A 14,125-nucleotide genomic window follows, 5' to 3' on the forward strand; every position below is an offset into this window, starting at 1 on the left:
AGCGGGACCCCGGATCAAGTCCGGGGTGACGGTGAGAGAGGTGCAGCTGTGAAGTTTCCGCTCCCAGAACCGGTCTTGAAGCTGCTTGCTGCTCGCAACGAGTTGAAAGCCCACTATGAGAATGTGGACCTCCGCTTTACGCTTGACGGCAATCTTGTCGGCGATCTTGGCGAAGCTGTCGCGGCGGACCTTTTCGGCCTCAGGCTCACGGGGCGTAGCAACGAAGGTATCGACGGTTACGCACCAGATGGGCGATCGGTTCAGGTAAAGGCCAGTGGGACTAAACGCGGTGCACCATTCCGGCCGGTCGAAACGCATGCGGACCACCTCCTGTTTTTCCACTTCGACTACGACCTGTGCCTAGGCGAAGTGGTTTATAACGGCCCGGAGGAGCCAGTTCGAAAACTGCTGCCTCCGAATTGGGTCGGCCAACGCAGCGTCAGTGCGCCTGCATTTCGCAGACTAAATCAACTCGTAAGCGAATTTGAGCGCTTGCCCATGATCCAGCAGGACAGGTGTTAAAGATGTTCAAGAAAATCCTCATCGCCAATCGTGGCGAAATCGCCTGCCGCGTGATCAAGACCGCGCGTCGCATGGGTATCCAGACCGTGGCCGTCTATTCGGACGCCGACGCCCGCGCGCCGTTCGTGCAGATGGCGGACGAAGCCGTGCACATCGGCCCGGCGCCCGCCGCGCAGTCCTACCTGATCGCGGACAAGATCATCGCGGCGTGCAAGCAGACCGGGGCCGAAGCGGTCCATCCGGGCTATGGCTTCCTGTCCGAGCGCACCTCGTTCGCCGAGGCGCTGGCGGCGGAAGGGATCGAGTTCATCGGCCCCCCTGTCGGCGCGATCGCCGCGATGGGTGACAAGATCGAATCCAAGAAGCTCGCCAAGGAAGCCGGCGTCAACGTCGTGCCCGGCTTCGTCGGCGAGATCGAGGACACCGAGCACGCGGTGCGCATCTCGAACGAGATCGGCTACCCGGTGATGATGAAGGCTTCGGCCGGCGGCGGCGGCAAGGGCATGCGCCTTGCCTACAACGAAAAGGACGTGCGCGAGGGCTTCGAGTCGGTGAAGCGCGAGGGCCTGAACTCGTTCGGCGACGACCGCGTGTTCATCGAGAAGTTCATCCTCAACCCGCGCCACATCGAGATCCAGATCCTCGGCGACAAGCACGGCAACATCCTCTACCTGAACGAGCGCGAGTGCTCGATCCAGCGTCGCCACCAGAAGGTGGTCGAAGAGGCGCCCTCGCCCTTCGTCACCCCGAAGATGCGCAAGGCGATGGGCGAACAGTGCGTCGCGCTCGCCCGCGCGGTCGGCTACTACAGCGCAGGGACCGTCGAGCTGATCGTCTCGGGCGCGGACCCGACCGGCGAATCGTTCTACTTCCTCGAAATGAACACCCGCCTGCAGGTGGAACACCCCGTCACCGAAGCGATCACCGGCGTCGACCTCGTCGAGCAGATGATCCGCGTGGCCGCCGGCGAAAAGCTGGCGATGACGCAGGACGACGTGAAGATCGACGGCTGGGCCATCGAGAACCGCGTCTATGCCGAAGATCCCTATCGCGGCTTCCTGCCTTCGACCGGCCGCCTGATCCGCTACAACCCGCCGGTGCCCGGCTGGACCGATGACGGTGCGGAAAATGGCCGTCGCGGCGTGGACGGCGTGCGCGTGGACGATGGCGTCTACGAAGGCGGCGAAGTCTCGATGTTCTACGATCCCATGATCGCCAAGCTGGTCACCTGGGGCAAGACGCGCGACGAAGCGGCGGACAAGCAGATTGCCGCGCTGGACGCATTCGAGATCGAAGGGCTTGGCCACAACATCGACTTCGTCAACGCGATCATGCAGCACCCGCGCTTCCGCTCGGGCGAACTGACCACCGGCTTCATCGCCGAGGAATATCCCGAAGGCTTCCACGGCGCGGCGACCGACGAGGGCACCAAGCGCACGCTCGCGGCGATCGCCGGCTTCCTGGCGACGGCTCGGGCCGACCGCGCGCGCCAGGTCGACCAGCAGCTGGGTGACGAGCTCGATCCCCCGGCGCAGTGGTCGGTGACGATCGCCGGGTCGACCTTCGCGGTCGAACTGACCGAGGACGACGTGCTCGTCGATGGCGAGGCGGTGGACATCGCGCTCGAATACACGCCGGGCCAGCGCATGGTGGCCTGCGAAGTCGACGGCAAGCCGCTGACGGTGAAGGTCGAACCGTTTCGCGCCGGCTTCAAGCTGACCACGCGCGGTGCGATCCACCAGGTGCAGGTGCTGCCGGCCAGCGTCGCCCACCTCACCCGCCACATGATCGAAAAGGTCCCGCCGGATCTTTCGAAGTTCCTGATCTGCCCCATGCCGGGCCTGCTCGTCGCGCTGCATGTCGGCGAGGGCGATACGGTCGAAGCCGGCCAGCCGCTCGCGGTGGTCGAGGCGATGAAGATGGAAAACATCCTGCGCGCCGAGAAGGCGGGCAAGGTCAAGGCGGTCAACGCCAAGGCCGGCGAGAGCCTCGCCGTGGATGCGGTGATCCTCGAAATGGAGTAAGCCGATGCCCAGGGGCAGGCGCGCGATCGCTTAACCGGACGGTTGAATTTTCCGCGCCCGGCCCTCGGGACAGGTTGACGTTTACGTAAGCGCAACATATGCGCTCCCCAGTGGAACACGAGAAAGGCCTGACAGCATGAAAGCCCTGGTCACGGTGAAGCGCGTGATCGACTACAACGTGAAGCCGCGCGTGAAGGCGGATGGCACGGGCGTCGATCTCGCCAACGTCAAGATGAGCATGAACCCGTTCGACGAAATCGCCGTCGAGGAAGCCATTCGCCTGAAGGAAAAGGGCGTGGTGACCGAGATCGTGGCGGTGTCGGTCGGCCCGGCCAAGGCGCAGGAAACGCTGCGCACCGCGCTCGCCATGGGGGCCGATCGCGCGATCCTGGTGCAGACCGATGACGAGGTCGAGCCGCTCGCGGTCGCCAAGATCGTCAAGGGCGTCGCCGACGAAGAACAGCCCGGCCTGATCATCACCGGCAAGCAGGCGATCGACGACGACAGCAACCAGGTCGGCCAGATGGTCGCCGCGCTGCTCGGCCGCCCGCAGGGCACCTTCGCCAACGAGATCACCGTCGAAGGCGATTCGGTCGTGGTGAAGCGCGAGATCGACGGCGGTCTCGAAACCGTGAAGCTGGCGCTGCCGGCCGTGGTCACCACCGACCTGCGCCTGAACGAGCCGCGCTACGCCTCGCTGCCGAACATCATGAAGGCCAAGAGCAAGCCGCTCGCCACCAAGGCGCCCGCCGACTACGGCGTGGACACCGCCCCGCGTCTCAAGACGCTCAAGGTCAGCGAACCGCCGGTGCGTTCGGCCGGCATCAAGGTGGCCGACGTCGACGCGCTGGTCGCCAAGCTCAAGGAACTGGGAGTCGCCTGATGGCCAACGTACTCGTCTGGGTCGAACACGACGGCAGCGCCGTCAAGGACGCCACCCTCGCCGCCGTCACCGCCGCTGCCAAGCTGGGTGACGTCACCGCTCTGGTCGCCGGCTCGGGCGTCGACGGCGTCGCCGCCGCCGCCGCGCAGATCGAAGGCGTGTCGAAGGTCCTCAAGGCCGACGACGCCAGCCTCGCCAACGGCCTTGCCGAAAACGTCGCGCCGCTGATCGCGAGCGTGATGGCGGGCTACGACGCCTTCGTCGCCGCCGCCACGACCACCGCCAAGAACGTCGCGCCGCGCGTCGCCGCGCTGCTCGACGTCGCGCAGGTCTCGGAGATCCTCTCGGTCGAAGGCCCCAAGACCTTCACCCGCCCGATCTACGCCGGCAACGCCATCGCCACCGTCGAATCGAGCGACGCCAAGCTGGTTGTGACCGTGCGCGGCACCGCCTTCGCCAAGGCGAACGCCACCGGCGGTTCGGCTGCGGTCGAAGCCGTTTCGGGCGCAGCCGAATCGGGCCTGTCGAGCTTCGTCGGCTCGGAAATCGCCAAGAGCGAGCGCCCCGAACTGACCAGCGCCAAGATCATCGTCTCGGGCGGTCGCGCGCTCAAGGACGCGGCGACCTTCGAAGCGACGATCACCCCGCTCGCCGACAAGCTCGGCGCGGCGATCGGCGCCAGCCGCGCCGCGGTCGACGCAGGCTTCGTGCCCAACGACTACCAGGTCGGCCAAACCGGCAAGATCGTCGCGCCCGAAGTCTACCTCGCGGTCGGCATCTCGGGTGCGATCCAGCACCTCGCCGGCATGAAGGATAGCAAGACCATCATCGCCATCAACAAGGACGAGGACGCGCCGATCTTCCAGGTCGCGGACATCGGCCTGGTCGGCGACCTGTTCACGCTGGTTCCGGAACTGACCGGCAAGCTGTGACCCGCGCCTGACAGCTCGGAAAAACGCGAAGGGCTCCGCCGCGGCGGAGCCCTTTTGCGTTGGCACACACGAAGCCATCCGGCGGCGAACCCGGACCTAATGCCTTGGGGAAACGGCACGGACCTGCGCGACCGGCGCGGGCGCCATTGCGTGGCGCTGCGCGAAGGAGGGCGGTGAACGCTGTGGCGAGTGGCCGGCGGGGCGTTGGATCCCGCACGGCTCGGCCTTGTTCGGACGGGGGCTCGTATCCCTTGCGACGGCTCGCGTGCCGCATCGGGTCCGTAGCGAGTCCCTAAGGATAAGTTCCGGGATAAGCAGGGCCGCACGAGGGGGCCAGGCCGGACCGGAACCGGACTTCATGGGAGCGCTGCCACGCGGCTGGACCGCCGCACCACATCCGCCCGTCCGTTGCACTGGCTGGGTTTGCCCTGAGGGACTTGGGGCTTTACGCCCTCGCTCGCCGTTTCCGTTTGAAGGGAACCGGCTTCCCGCAGCGCCGACCCGCGCCGGTCGCGTTGGGGCTTTGCCGCATGGGCGCAACCCCGAAGGAGCGAAGAGCAAGCCGGCCATGCCGCTCCCGGTCCGTGGGGTGGCGTATAACCTATATGGTTAGTCGTGTCAAGATGGGTTGGGGAAGGATTTGGTCGCGCAGAGGCGCAGAGGCGCGGAGAAGGAAGAGAAGAGAGGTGCGAGGGGCACGGCCCCTCGCGCTCCCGGGAGGTCTTCCGGCGCTGGCCTTGCGGTTGGGGTGCGGGGTGCGGGGTGTTGCGCCAGGAAGAAGGACAGCCCTTCAACAGGCTCAGGGCGGGCGGGTTTGGGGCTGGCGTTGGTCTCCTGGCCGGTCCATCCGCGGGGCGCGGGGCAAGGGCTGGCCCGCCAGCTCCGTCCATCCTGAGCTTGTCGAAGGATCGTTCTTTTCTTCGAGGGCCGGCGTTGCGCGGTACCCCTCCACCACCCTGCGGGTGGTTCGACGCGCCGACCCGCCGCTTCTACAGGCAATACGTGCTGGGCTGCCGCGACGGGCTCGACCGGCGGCTGTTCATCCGCAGCCTGCGCCAGTTCGCCGACATCTTCGCCCTCGCCGCGCGCGACTACGACAAGGACGACATCCTGTCCGAAGGGCTGGACGGTGCATGAGCGGCGCGCGCCCGGGCGCAACGCACCTCAAATCCGCTTTCCGCAAGCTCGAGATCGGCCGGCAGAGCGAGCTCGTCCGCCTGCTCGCGCGGCTCTCGGCCTAGGCCGCTTCCGGTCAGCCCGCGCGGCGGACCTTGTTGCGGTGGGCGCCGACGCCGGGGGCGCCGCGGGGGCGGAAGCGGCGGGGCTTGTTGCCGTCGCGTTCGCCTTCGCCGGCGCTGCGCTGCCCGTCACCGGCAGGGCGCTGGCCGCCGCCCTGCGCCGGCTTCTGGCCCTGGGGTCGACCCCGTCCGCCATCGCGGCCACCATCGCGCCCGCCCGCGCCCCCGCGGCGCTCGTTGCGATCGCCGAAGCGGCCGCGTTCGTCGCGCTCGTCGCGGCGGGCGTCCTGCGCCTGCTGTTCGGGGGTGCGCTTGGCCGAAGGCAGCTTGGCCGCTTCAGCAAGGAAGTTCTCGGGCAGCGGCACCTGGTCGAGCTTGACCTTGGTCAGCTTCTCGATGTCGCGCAGGTAGGGCTTTTCATCGGGCGCGCAGAAGCTGATCGCCACGCCGTCGGCGCCCGCGCGCGCGGTGCGGCCAATGCGGTGGACGTACTGTTCCGGCACGTTGGGCAGTTCGAAGTTGAACACGTGGGACACGCCCGAGACGTCGATGCCGCGGGCGGCGATGTCGGTAGCGACGAGCACCGGGCACGAGCCTTGGCGGAAGGCCTCGAGCGCGGCGGTGCGCTGCGCCTGGGTCTTGTTGCCGTGGATGGCGCGGGCATCGATGCCGGCGGCGTTGAGGTTGCGCACGACGCGATCGGCGCCGTGCTTGGTGCGGGTGAACACCAGCGCGCGGTCGAGCGACTTGTCGGCCAGCAAGGCGCGGATGCGCAAGCTGAGCAGCGCCTGCTTCTCGGCCTGGTTGAGGAAGGTGACGTACTGGTCGACGCGCTCGGCCGTGGTCGACTGCGGAGCAACCTCGACGCGGACCGGGTTCTGGATGAACTGCTTGCCGAGGTCTTCGATCGACTTGGGCATGGTGGCCGAGAAGAACAGCGACTGGCGGTTCTTGGGCAGCAGGTTGGCGACGCGCTTCAACGCATGGATGAAGCCGAGGTCCATCATCTGGTCGGCTTCGTCGAGCACGAAGATCTCGGTGCGGCCGATGGTCAGCGCGCGATTGTCGATCAGGTCGAGCAGGCGGCCGGGGGTGGCGACGAGGATGTCGACGCCCTGCACCAGCCGGCGGGCCTGCTTGCCGATCGGCACGCCGCCGAACACGCAATCGACCGAGAGCTTGAGGTTCTTGGCATAGCCCTTGATGTTGTCGGCGATCTGCGCGGCGAGTTCGCGGGTGGGCGAGAGCACCAGCATGCGGCACGAGGCGGGCTTGCGGGGCTTGGGATCGGCGGCGAGGCGGTGAAGCGAAGGCAGCGAGAACGCGGCGGTCTTGCCGGTGCCGGTCTGCGCGATACCGAGCAGGTCGCGTCCTTCGAGCAATGCCGGGATCGACTGGCGCTGGATCGGGGTGGGATCGTTGTAGCCCTTGCTCTCGAGCGCGCGCAGGATGGGCTCGGCGAGGCCGAGATCGGAGAAATAGGACATCGAAACAGTGTCTTTCGTTGGCGCGCCAACGGGAGGGCGGCGCGCGACAGGTCGTCGTTCGCGCGACCCGTGCGTGAAAGGGGAAGCAGGTGGGGCAAGGCCCGTTCGACCGGAGCGGATCACGCGCATCAAGCGGCAGATCTCACGCTTGCATCCGGCCTGCAGCGGGTGTCCGCCGCCGGTCTTGCTGCGTTGCATATAAACGCATTGCGTCCAAAAGCAAGGAAATTGCGCGCAGGTCCCGCCACGTCCTGCTGGCATCGCGCGGCCCAGCGGCTATGGTCGGCGCATGCGCCTATCCCGCCTGCTTGTCGCCCCGCTGTTCCTGAGCGCCGTTTCCGCCCCGGCTCTGGCCGCGCCATCGCCGCAGGAGCGGACGATGATCACAACGGTGGACAAGGAGCAGTCCCGCACGCTGGGCCTGCTCGAAAAGCTGGTGAACCAGAATTCGGGCAGCCGGAACATCGCCGGGAACAAGGCGGTGATCGCCATGCTGACGCCCGAGTTCGAGGCGCTGGGCTTCAGGGTCACGGTCCTGCCGATGGAGCAGACCGGCCGCGCCGGGCATCTGCTGGCGACGCACGCCGGGACCAAGGGGGCCAAGCGGCTGCTGCTGATCGGGCATACCGACACGGTGTTCGAGCCGGATTCGCCGTTCCAGACGTTCACCCGCGATGGCGACAAGGCGATGGGGCCGGGCGTGGCCGACGACAAGGGCGGGGTCGTGACGATCCTGGCCGCGCTGCGCGCGATGCAGGCGGCGGGAACGCTGAAGGGCGCCAACATCGAGGTGTTCCTGACCGGCGACGAGGAAGACGCGGGCGATCCGCAGAGCGTGGCGCGCGCCGACCTGATCGCGGCAGGCAAGCGCGCCGATGCAGCGCTCGATTTCGAGGGGCTGGTGCGGATCGCGGGCGCCGATGGCAAGCCAGCGGACATGGGCTCGATCGCAAGGCGTTCGGCCTTTTCGTGGACGCTGACGGTGGAAGCGAAGTCGGGCCATTCCAGCGGGGTGTTCGGCGCCGATGGCGATGGTGCGATCTATGCCCTCGCCCGCATGATTGCCGCCTTCCGCGCCGAAGTGCCCGAGCCCAACCTGACGCTCAACGTCGGGCTGGTCGGTGGCGGCGCGCTGGCTGCGCTCGATGCCGACCAGGCGCGGGTGAGCGCGAGCGGCAAGACCAACATCATCCCGGCCAAGGCGCTGGCGCGCGGCGACCTGCGCACGCTTTCGCCCGAGCAGCATGCGGCGGCGGTGGCCAAGATGCAGGCTATCGTGGCGCGACCCTATCCCGGCGCCACCGCCAAGCTGGCGTTCGAGGACGGCTATCCGCCGATGGCGCCTACGCAAGCCAACAAGGCGCTGCTCGGCAAGCTCAACGCCGTCAACGCGACGCTGGGGCTGCCGGCGATGCCCGCGCTGGATCCCGCCAAGCGCGGGGCGGGCGACATCAGCTTCGTTGCCGCCGACGTGCCGGGCCTTGCCGGCCTTGGCCCCGCATCGAGCGGCGACCATACCCCGGCCGAGACGGTCGACGTGCCTTCGATCTGGCTCCAGGCCAAGCGCGCGGCGCTGCTGATGAGCCGGCTCGCGGCGGAGAAGCGGTGAGCGCGCCGTCCCGTGAGGCGGCCCACCCGCCGAGCCCATGCATCGGGGTCTGCACCGTCGATCCGGCGACGCGGACCTGCGGCGGGTGCCGCCGAACGCTCGACGAGATCGCCGCCTGGTTCACCGCCAGTGCGGCGCAAAAGCATGCGATCCTCGCCGATATCGCCCGACGGTCACGCGCGTGACGCGGCTTGCCGTTACGGTAGAGGGACTCTAGGCTTGGCTCCATAAGAGGGGCGAGGATCGCAGTTTTGGCAGACTTTTCGGATTTCGGCGGCTTTTCGAGCCTGGTGGCGATGTTCCTGGCGCGCGCCGATGCGAGGGGCGCGGCGCCGTTCCTGTGGGCCAAGCGCCAGGGCCAGTGGCAGGCGCGCAGTTGGGCCGAGGTTGCCGATACGGTCTGCCTGCTGGCGCAAAGCCTGCGCGGGCTGGGGCTGGAGGACGGTGACCGGGTGGTGATCGTGTCGGAGAACCGGCCCGAATGGTGCATCGCGGACCTGGCGATCATGGCGGCGGGGCTGGTCACGGTTCCGACCTACACCACCAACACCGAGCGCGACCATCACCACATCCTCGAGAATTCGGGCGCGCGGGCGGTGATCGTGTCGAGCCCCAAGCTGGCGGCGCCGCTGCTCGCCGCCGCGCTGCGTGCGCCGCGGGTCGAGCACGTGATCGGCATCGAGCCGTTGAAGCGGATGCAGGCGGGTGTCCTGGCCTTCCATGACTGGGACAGCCTGACGAGCGGCGATGGCGCGGCGGCGCGCAAGGCGGTCGATGCGCGGGTCGCCGGGTTGAAGCGCAGCGATACCGCCTGCCTGATCTACACCAGCGGCACCGGCGGCGCGCCGCGCGGGGTGATGCAGCACCACGGCGCGATCCTGGCCAATGTCGAGGGGGCGGCAACGATCCTGGCCGAGGACTTCGGGATCGAGGAGGAAGTGTTCCTGTCGTTCCTGCCGCTGAGCCACGCCTACGAACACACCGGCGGGCAATATCTCCCGATCGGCATCGGCGCGCAGATCTACTATGCCGAGGGGCTGGAAAAGCTCGCCAGCAACATCGAGGAGACCCGGCCGACGATCATGGTGGTGGTGCCGCGCCTGTTCGAAGTGCTGCGCGCGCGGATCATGAAGCAGGTCGAAAAGCAGGGGAAGCTCGCGAACTACCTGATGGAGCGCGCGCTGGCGATCGGCACGCGCAAGGCCGAGGGGCGCAAACGGCTGGTCGATGCGCCGATGAACGCGGTGCTCGACGCGGCGCTGCGGCCGAAGATCCGTGCGCGTTTCGGCGGGCGGATCAAGGCGATGGTGTCGGGCGGCGCGCCGCTCAACCCCGAGGTCGGGGTGTTCTTCGATTCGATGGGGCTGACGCTGCTGCAGGGCTATGGCCAGACCGAGGCCGGGCCGGTGATTTCGTGCAACCGCCCGCGCGCCGGGCTCAAGATGGACACCGTCGGGCCGCCGCTGAAGGGCGTCGAAGTGAAGATCGCCGAGGACGGCGAGATCCTCGTGCGGGGCGAGCTGGTGATGCACGGCTATTGGCAGAACCCGGCCGAGACGGCGCGGACGCTGATCGAGGGCTGGCTGCACACCGGCGACATCGGCCACATCGACGAGCGCGGGCGGATCAAGATCACCGACCGCAAGAAGGACATGATCGTCAACGACAAGGGCGACAATGTCTCGCCGCAGAAGATCGAGGGCATGCTGACGCTGCAGCCCGAGATCGCGCAGGCGATGGTCTCGGGCGACAAGCGGCCCTACGTGGTCGGGCTGATCGTGCCCGACCCGGAGTGGGCGCTCGAATGGGCCCGCGCGCAGGGCGAGCACTTCGACTTCCGCGAGTTGCAGGACCTGCCCGCCTTCCGCAACGCGGTGCGCGCCGCGGTCGACCGGGTGAACAAGGATCTCTCGGTGATCGAGAAGGTGCGCCAGTTCGCCTTCGCCGACGAGGCCTTCACCATCGACAACGAGGAAATGACCCCGTCGATGAAGATCCGCCGCCACAAGATCAAGGAGCGCTACGGCGCCCGGCTCGACGCGCTTTACAAGAGCTGATCGCGGCGCAGTCGCGCGGTCAGGGCAAGTCGAAGATCTCGAATTCCTCGGTCATGAACACGCAGGAATTGGCGAAGTCGATGAAGCCGCGCTCGTCGTCGAGCAGCATCTGCGCCGCCTCGCGCCCGGCCTCGGAGTTGCCCCGAGCGAAGGCTTCGATGTCGTCCCACCAGATTTCGGTGATGCCGTCGTAGCCTTCCTTGAGCCCGCGGGTGGGGCGGAACGATTCGTTGTAGTCGGGCAGGCGCGTGTGGCTCTGGACATAGCGCCGCGCGCCGATTGCCTCGGCCACCGAGCGGACCTTGGGTCCGTGCTGTTCGAGCCAGTAGCGCTGGAACTCCTTGACCGAGAGATCGGGGTGGCGACGGATGCAGTAGACCATCTTGAGCATGGAGGATCCTCTTCCCGGTGTTTTGTGGAAGAGGGTGGCCCACTACGGCCCCGTGGGCAAGCGGCTCAAGCCGCCTCGACCTCGACGAATTCGGGGAAGAAGCGCGGCGGGCGCGTCGACCAGCCGGGTGCGGTGGCGGCGGCTTCGCTGATCGTCTGGAGCAGGCCGCGGCGGCGCTGCGGGGCGATCTGCGGCAGCGCCGCGGCGCCACAGAAGGCGGCAGGGAGCCAGGGGCGCACCTCAGCGCCGAGGAGGCGCTCGTAGAGGAAGCGGAAGGCAGGAAAGCCGCAGAGATAGTCCTGGCCGAGATCGAACGCGGCGAGGCGGACGAGCTTGCCGACGAAGCATTCGAGGCCCGCGGCGCCCGGCCCTTCGGGCAGCATCGCGCGCACGACGTCGAGTTCCTGGTAGACGATGTACTGGGTGCGGATCGACGCGGCCTCGGCGGCGTCGCGCGCCCAGACCCGGAACGCGTCCTGGCGCAGCAGGCCGATGTCGAGGCTGCGGCGGATGTAGCGCTGGGCGCCGGCCGTGAAGCCTGCGAACTCCCGCATCTCGGCGAAGATCTGCATCGCGCTGCCGCCGTGGATCGATTCGCTCATCGCACAGGCTCGCACATCGCCGGGACTCCGTGGCGCGCGAGCGGGGACTGTCGGCGACCGAGGATGATCTAGCGCGTGCGTGGTTAGAACGCCGTTAAGCGCGCAATCCGCAGCGTAACCAAGGACTTGGCGCGTAGGGGCGGGGCCTGCGCGGTAACGCTTGCCGGCGCCCTGCCTCAGGCATTGCGCGCCATCAGCCCGCCGTCCACCGGGATCGTCGCGCCGGTGAGGAACGAGGCCGCCGGCAGGCACAGGCTGAGCGTCATGTGCGCGACCTCCTCGGGCGCGCCGTAGCGGCGAAGCGCGGTGCGGCGCTTGGCGTAGAGTTCCTTGTGCTCGTCCGGGATCGCCGCGGTCATGCCGGTCAGGATTGGACCCGGGCAGATGCAGTTGACGGTGATGCCGTCCTTGCCGAATTCGACCGCGAGGCTGCGGGTGAGCCCGGTGACGCCCGCCTTGGCGGCGCTGTAGGCGCTCTGGTGGAGCGTGGCGCCCAGCGCCTCGGTCGAGGCGATGTTGACGATCCGGGGCGAAGCCGACTTGCGCAGCCAGGGCAGCGCGGCGCGGATCATGCGCTGGTGCGAGGTCAGCAGCACCGCGATGGTCCGGTCCCACACCGCGTCGTAGGCCGGGTCCTCGAGCGGGGTCGCCGCGGCGATCCCGGCGTTGTTGACGACGATGTCGATGCCGCCGAACGCATCCGCGACCTCGCCCACAAAGGCTTCGAGCGCGGCGCGATCGGTGATGTCGAGCGGCCATGCGCGCGCCGATCCTCCGGCATCGCGGATCGCTTGCGCCACCTGCTCGACCGCATCGCCGTTGATGTCGCACAGCGCGACCCGGGCGCCATCGCGCGCAAAGACTTCGGCCGTCGCGCGGCCCATGCCGCTGCCGGCTCCGGTGACGATGGCGGTCAAGCCGGCGACGCTGCGCGCCGGGTCCTTGTGCTGCATGGACAAGCATCCTCTTTCGACATTTTCTGGTCAGGCATGACTGCACCGATCCGCAAGGCGCCGCAAGCCTGCGCCGATTGCCCACCTGCTGGCACCATTTGCCAATGGCGAGCCGGCGCGCACCGGGCCAATCCTCTGGAGGTCGGGTAGGCGGCCACGTCGCGTCCAAGCCCCTGCCCGGCACCCTTCGCGCACGGAGTCGCCCGTTCCATGACCAACCCTCCCGCCCGGCCCGCGCTGATCGCCGCGGCGCTTCTCGTCGCCCTGCCGTTCGCCGCGCCCGCTTTCGCCCAGGCGAGCCAGGTCATCGCCTTCGCCAGGGGCAACGACAATGCCTCGGTCAAGGGCACGATCGTCGGCGACACCTACAAGGACTACCTGATCACCGCGCATGCCGGGCAGAAGATGGGCGTCTCGCTGATCACCAAGATCGCCTATTTCAACATCCTGCCGCCGGGCAGCACCGGCGAGGCGATCTACAACAGCTCGATGGACGGCAACGACGCGACCGGCGTGGTGCTGCCCAAGAGCGGCCAGTACCGCATCCGCGTCTACACGATGGGCGCGGTCAGCCGGACCAAACAGGCGGTGCCGTTCCAGCTTTCGGTCACGGTGATGAACTGAGCGCGCGCGTCCGGCCGGCGCGCCGCGATCAGCGCCGCCGGTAGCGGAAGTACCAGACCTCGTGCCCGTAGACGGTGCGCGCCTTGTGTTCGTAGCGCGTCTCGGGCCAGCCGCCGGGGCGCACCTGGAAATCGCGCGGCGCCTGCGCCAGCCATTCGAACGCATCGACGTGGCGCTGCATCACCATCAGCGCATGGCGCAGGTAGACTGCGTGGTCGGTGCCGAAGCGGAATTCGCCGCCGGGCCTGAGCTTGGCGGCGAACAGCGCCACCGGCCCGTCGTTCATCATCCGCCGCTTGGCGTGGCGCGCCTTGGGCCAGGGATCGGGGTGCAGCAGGTAGAGGAACGAGAGGCTGCCGTCGGGGATCCGGCGCAGCACCTCGAGCGCATCGCCATGATGGATGCGCACGTTGCGAATCGGCGGGTGCGCGCCACCGTCGCCGTCGAGGTGGGTGAGCGCCTGGGCCACGCCGTTGAGGAACGGTTCGGCGCCGATGAAGCCGTGATCGGGAAGCATGTCGGCGCGCGCGGCCATGTGCTCGCCCCCACCGAAGCCGATCTCGAAGTGCAGCGGGCAATCGTGGCCGAACAGCGCGCGGGCCGTGACCGGCCCTTCTGCGGGCACGGCGATCTGCGGCAGCAGGTTGTCGACCAGCGCCTGCTGGCCGGCGCGCAGGGGCTTGCCCTTGGCGCGGCCGTAGAGGCGGTTGATCGTGGTCGGGTCACCGGGCTTGTAGGCGGTCATGGAGCGCGCCGATGGCAGGCAGGGCGCGATTTGGCAACAACCGCGCCACGCCGCGCCC

General features: G+C 68.2%; 14 protein-coding genes. 9 read left to right on the plus strand and 5 right to left on the minus strand.

What is annotated here, in order from left to right; all coding sequences use genetic code 11:
- Nucleotides 1-48 precede the first annotated feature (48 nt).
- From K3A85_RS13315 to K3A85_RS13335, 5 genes are all read left to right on the plus strand, one after another.
- Nucleotides 49-522: a DUF6998 domain-containing protein gene (locus K3A85_RS13315; RefSeq protein ID WP_225207008.1), complete on the plus strand. Its 474-nt coding sequence runs from the start codon at nucleotides 49-51 to the stop codon at nucleotides 520-522.
- A gap of 2 nt (nucleotides 523-524) precedes the next feature.
- Nucleotides 525-2,546: an acetyl-CoA carboxylase biotin carboxylase subunit gene (locus K3A85_RS13320; protein WP_225207009.1), complete on the plus strand. Its 2,022-nt coding sequence runs from the start codon at nucleotides 525-527 to the stop codon at nucleotides 2,544-2,546.
- A 136-nt stretch (nucleotides 2,547-2,682) separates the two neighbouring features.
- Nucleotides 2,683-3,429 carry an electron transfer flavoprotein subunit beta/FixA family protein gene (locus tag K3A85_RS13325; RefSeq protein ID WP_225207010.1) on the plus strand — a complete coding sequence of 249 codons (747 nt, stop codon included), beginning with the start codon at nucleotides 2,683-2,685 and terminating at the stop codon, nucleotides 3,427-3,429.
- Nucleotides 3,429-4,361 (plus strand): electron transfer flavoprotein subunit alpha/FixB family protein, encoded by a 933-nt coding sequence (locus K3A85_RS13330; RefSeq protein WP_225207011.1) that lies wholly within the window; start codon nucleotides 3,429-3,431, stop codon nucleotides 4,359-4,361. The genes K3A85_RS13325 and K3A85_RS13330 overlap by 1 nt, the downstream gene beginning before the upstream one ends.
- A 933-nt stretch (nucleotides 4,362-5,294) precedes the next feature.
- Nucleotides 5,295-5,498, plus strand: a complete 204-nt coding sequence (locus K3A85_RS13335) for a hypothetical protein (protein ID WP_225207012.1) — start codon at nucleotides 5,295-5,297, stop codon at nucleotides 5,496-5,498.
- A 115-nt stretch (nucleotides 5,499-5,613) separates the two neighbouring features.
- Here the strand turns inward: K3A85_RS13335 and K3A85_RS13340 are convergent, their stop codons facing one another.
- On the minus strand, nucleotides 5,614-7,086 hold the full coding sequence (locus K3A85_RS13340; RefSeq protein ID WP_225207013.1) for a DEAD/DEAH box helicase: 1,473 nt from the start codon (nucleotides 7,084-7,086) through the stop codon (nucleotides 5,614-5,616).
- Between the two features lie 289 nt (nucleotides 7,087-7,375).
- Between K3A85_RS13340 and K3A85_RS13345 the strand changes: the two genes are divergently transcribed.
- The 3 genes from K3A85_RS13345 (at nucleotide 7,376) to K3A85_RS13355 (ending at nucleotide 10,752) form a co-directional block, all read left to right on the plus strand.
- Nucleotides 7,376-8,695 carry a M20/M25/M40 family metallo-hydrolase gene (locus tag K3A85_RS13345; protein ID WP_225207014.1) on the plus strand — a complete coding sequence of 440 codons (1,320 nt, stop codon included), beginning with the start codon at nucleotides 7,376-7,378 and terminating at the stop codon, nucleotides 8,693-8,695.
- Nucleotides 8,692-8,880 (plus strand): DUF1289 domain-containing protein, encoded by a 189-nt coding sequence (locus K3A85_RS13350; RefSeq protein WP_225207015.1) that lies wholly within the window; start codon nucleotides 8,692-8,694, stop codon nucleotides 8,878-8,880. The genes K3A85_RS13345 and K3A85_RS13350 overlap by 4 nt, the downstream gene beginning before the upstream one ends.
- A 111-nt stretch (nucleotides 8,881-8,991) precedes the next feature.
- A complete protein-coding gene (locus K3A85_RS13355; RefSeq protein ID WP_225207358.1) occupies nucleotides 8,992-10,752 on the plus strand; it encodes an AMP-dependent synthetase/ligase in 1,761 nt (586 codons plus the stop codon).
- 19 nt (nucleotides 10,753-10,771) lie between these two features.
- Here the strand turns inward: K3A85_RS13355 and K3A85_RS13360 are convergent, their stop codons facing one another.
- The 3 genes from K3A85_RS13360 to K3A85_RS13370 all read right to left on the minus strand — a co-directional run bounded on the left by K3A85_RS13360 (nucleotide 10,772) and on the right by K3A85_RS13370 (nucleotide 12,698).
- Complete coding sequence (locus K3A85_RS13360) at nucleotides 10,772-11,143, minus strand: EthD domain-containing protein (protein ID WP_225207016.1); 372 nt, start codon at nucleotides 11,141-11,143, stop codon at nucleotides 10,772-10,774.
- Nucleotides 11,144-11,208: 65 nt separating this feature from the next.
- Nucleotides 11,209-11,745, minus strand: a complete 537-nt coding sequence (locus K3A85_RS13365) for a hypothetical protein (RefSeq protein WP_225207017.1) — start codon at nucleotides 11,743-11,745, stop codon at nucleotides 11,209-11,211.
- A gap of 176 nt (nucleotides 11,746-11,921) precedes the next feature.
- Nucleotides 11,922-12,698, minus strand: coding sequence for an SDR family NAD(P)-dependent oxidoreductase (locus K3A85_RS13370; RefSeq protein WP_225207018.1), 777 nt, complete (start codon nucleotides 12,696-12,698; stop codon nucleotides 11,922-11,924).
- Nucleotides 12,699-12,908: 210 nt separating this feature from the next.
- On the opposite strand from K3A85_RS13370, the gene K3A85_RS13375 reads away from it, so the two are divergent.
- Nucleotides 12,909-13,322 carry a hypothetical protein gene (locus K3A85_RS13375; protein ID WP_225207019.1) on the plus strand — a complete coding sequence of 138 codons (414 nt, stop codon included), beginning with the start codon at nucleotides 12,909-12,911 and terminating at the stop codon, nucleotides 13,320-13,322.
- A 28-nt stretch (nucleotides 13,323-13,350) separates the two neighbouring features.
- Here the strand turns inward: K3A85_RS13375 and trmB are convergent, their stop codons facing one another.
- Nucleotides 13,351-14,067, minus strand: a complete 717-nt coding sequence (gene trmB / locus K3A85_RS13380) for a tRNA (guanine(46)-N(7))-methyltransferase TrmB (RefSeq protein WP_225207020.1) — start codon at nucleotides 14,065-14,067, stop codon at nucleotides 13,351-13,353.
- Between the last annotated feature and the right edge of the window lie 58 nt (nucleotides 14,068-14,125).

The organism is Novosphingobium huizhouense (genome assembly GCF_020179475.1).
GTDB lineage: Bacteria > Pseudomonadota > Alphaproteobacteria > Sphingomonadales > Sphingomonadaceae > Novosphingobium > Novosphingobium huizhouense.

Coding starts and splice junctions, on each gene's coding strand:
- K3A85_RS13320 (WP_225207009.1), top strand. CDS start 525: ATGTTCAAGAAAATCCTCATCGCCAATCGTGGCGAAATCGCCTGCCGC.
- K3A85_RS13325 (WP_225207010.1), top strand. CDS start 2,683: ATGAAAGCCCTGGTCACGGTGAAGCGCGTGATCGACTACAACGTGAAG.
- K3A85_RS13330 (WP_225207011.1), top strand. CDS start 3,429: ATGGCCAACGTACTCGTCTGGGTCGAACACGACGGCAGCGCCGTCAAG.
- K3A85_RS13340 (WP_225207013.1), bottom strand. CDS start 7,086: ATGTCCTATTTCTCCGATCTCGGCCTCGCCGAGCCCATCCTGCGCGCG.
- K3A85_RS13345 (WP_225207014.1), top strand. CDS start 7,376: ATGCGCCTATCCCGCCTGCTTGTCGCCCCGCTGTTCCTGAGCGCCGTT.
- K3A85_RS13355 (WP_225207358.1), top strand. CDS start 8,992: ATGTTCCTGGCGCGCGCCGATGCGAGGGGCGCGGCGCCGTTCCTGTGG.
- K3A85_RS13360 (WP_225207016.1), bottom strand. CDS start 11,143: ATGCTCAAGATGGTCTACTGCATCCGTCGCCACCCCGATCTCTCGGTC.
- K3A85_RS13365 (WP_225207017.1), bottom strand. CDS start 11,745: ATGAGCGAATCGATCCACGGCGGCAGCGCGATGCAGATCTTCGCCGAG.
- K3A85_RS13370 (WP_225207018.1), bottom strand. CDS start 12,698: ATGCAGCACAAGGACCCGGCGCGCAGCGTCGCCGGCTTGACCGCCATC.
- K3A85_RS13375 (WP_225207019.1), top strand. CDS start 12,909: ATGACCAACCCTCCCGCCCGGCCCGCGCTGATCGCCGCGGCGCTTCTC.
- trmB (WP_225207020.1), bottom strand. CDS start 14,067: ATGACCGCCTACAAGCCCGGTGACCCGACCACGATCAACCGCCTCTAC.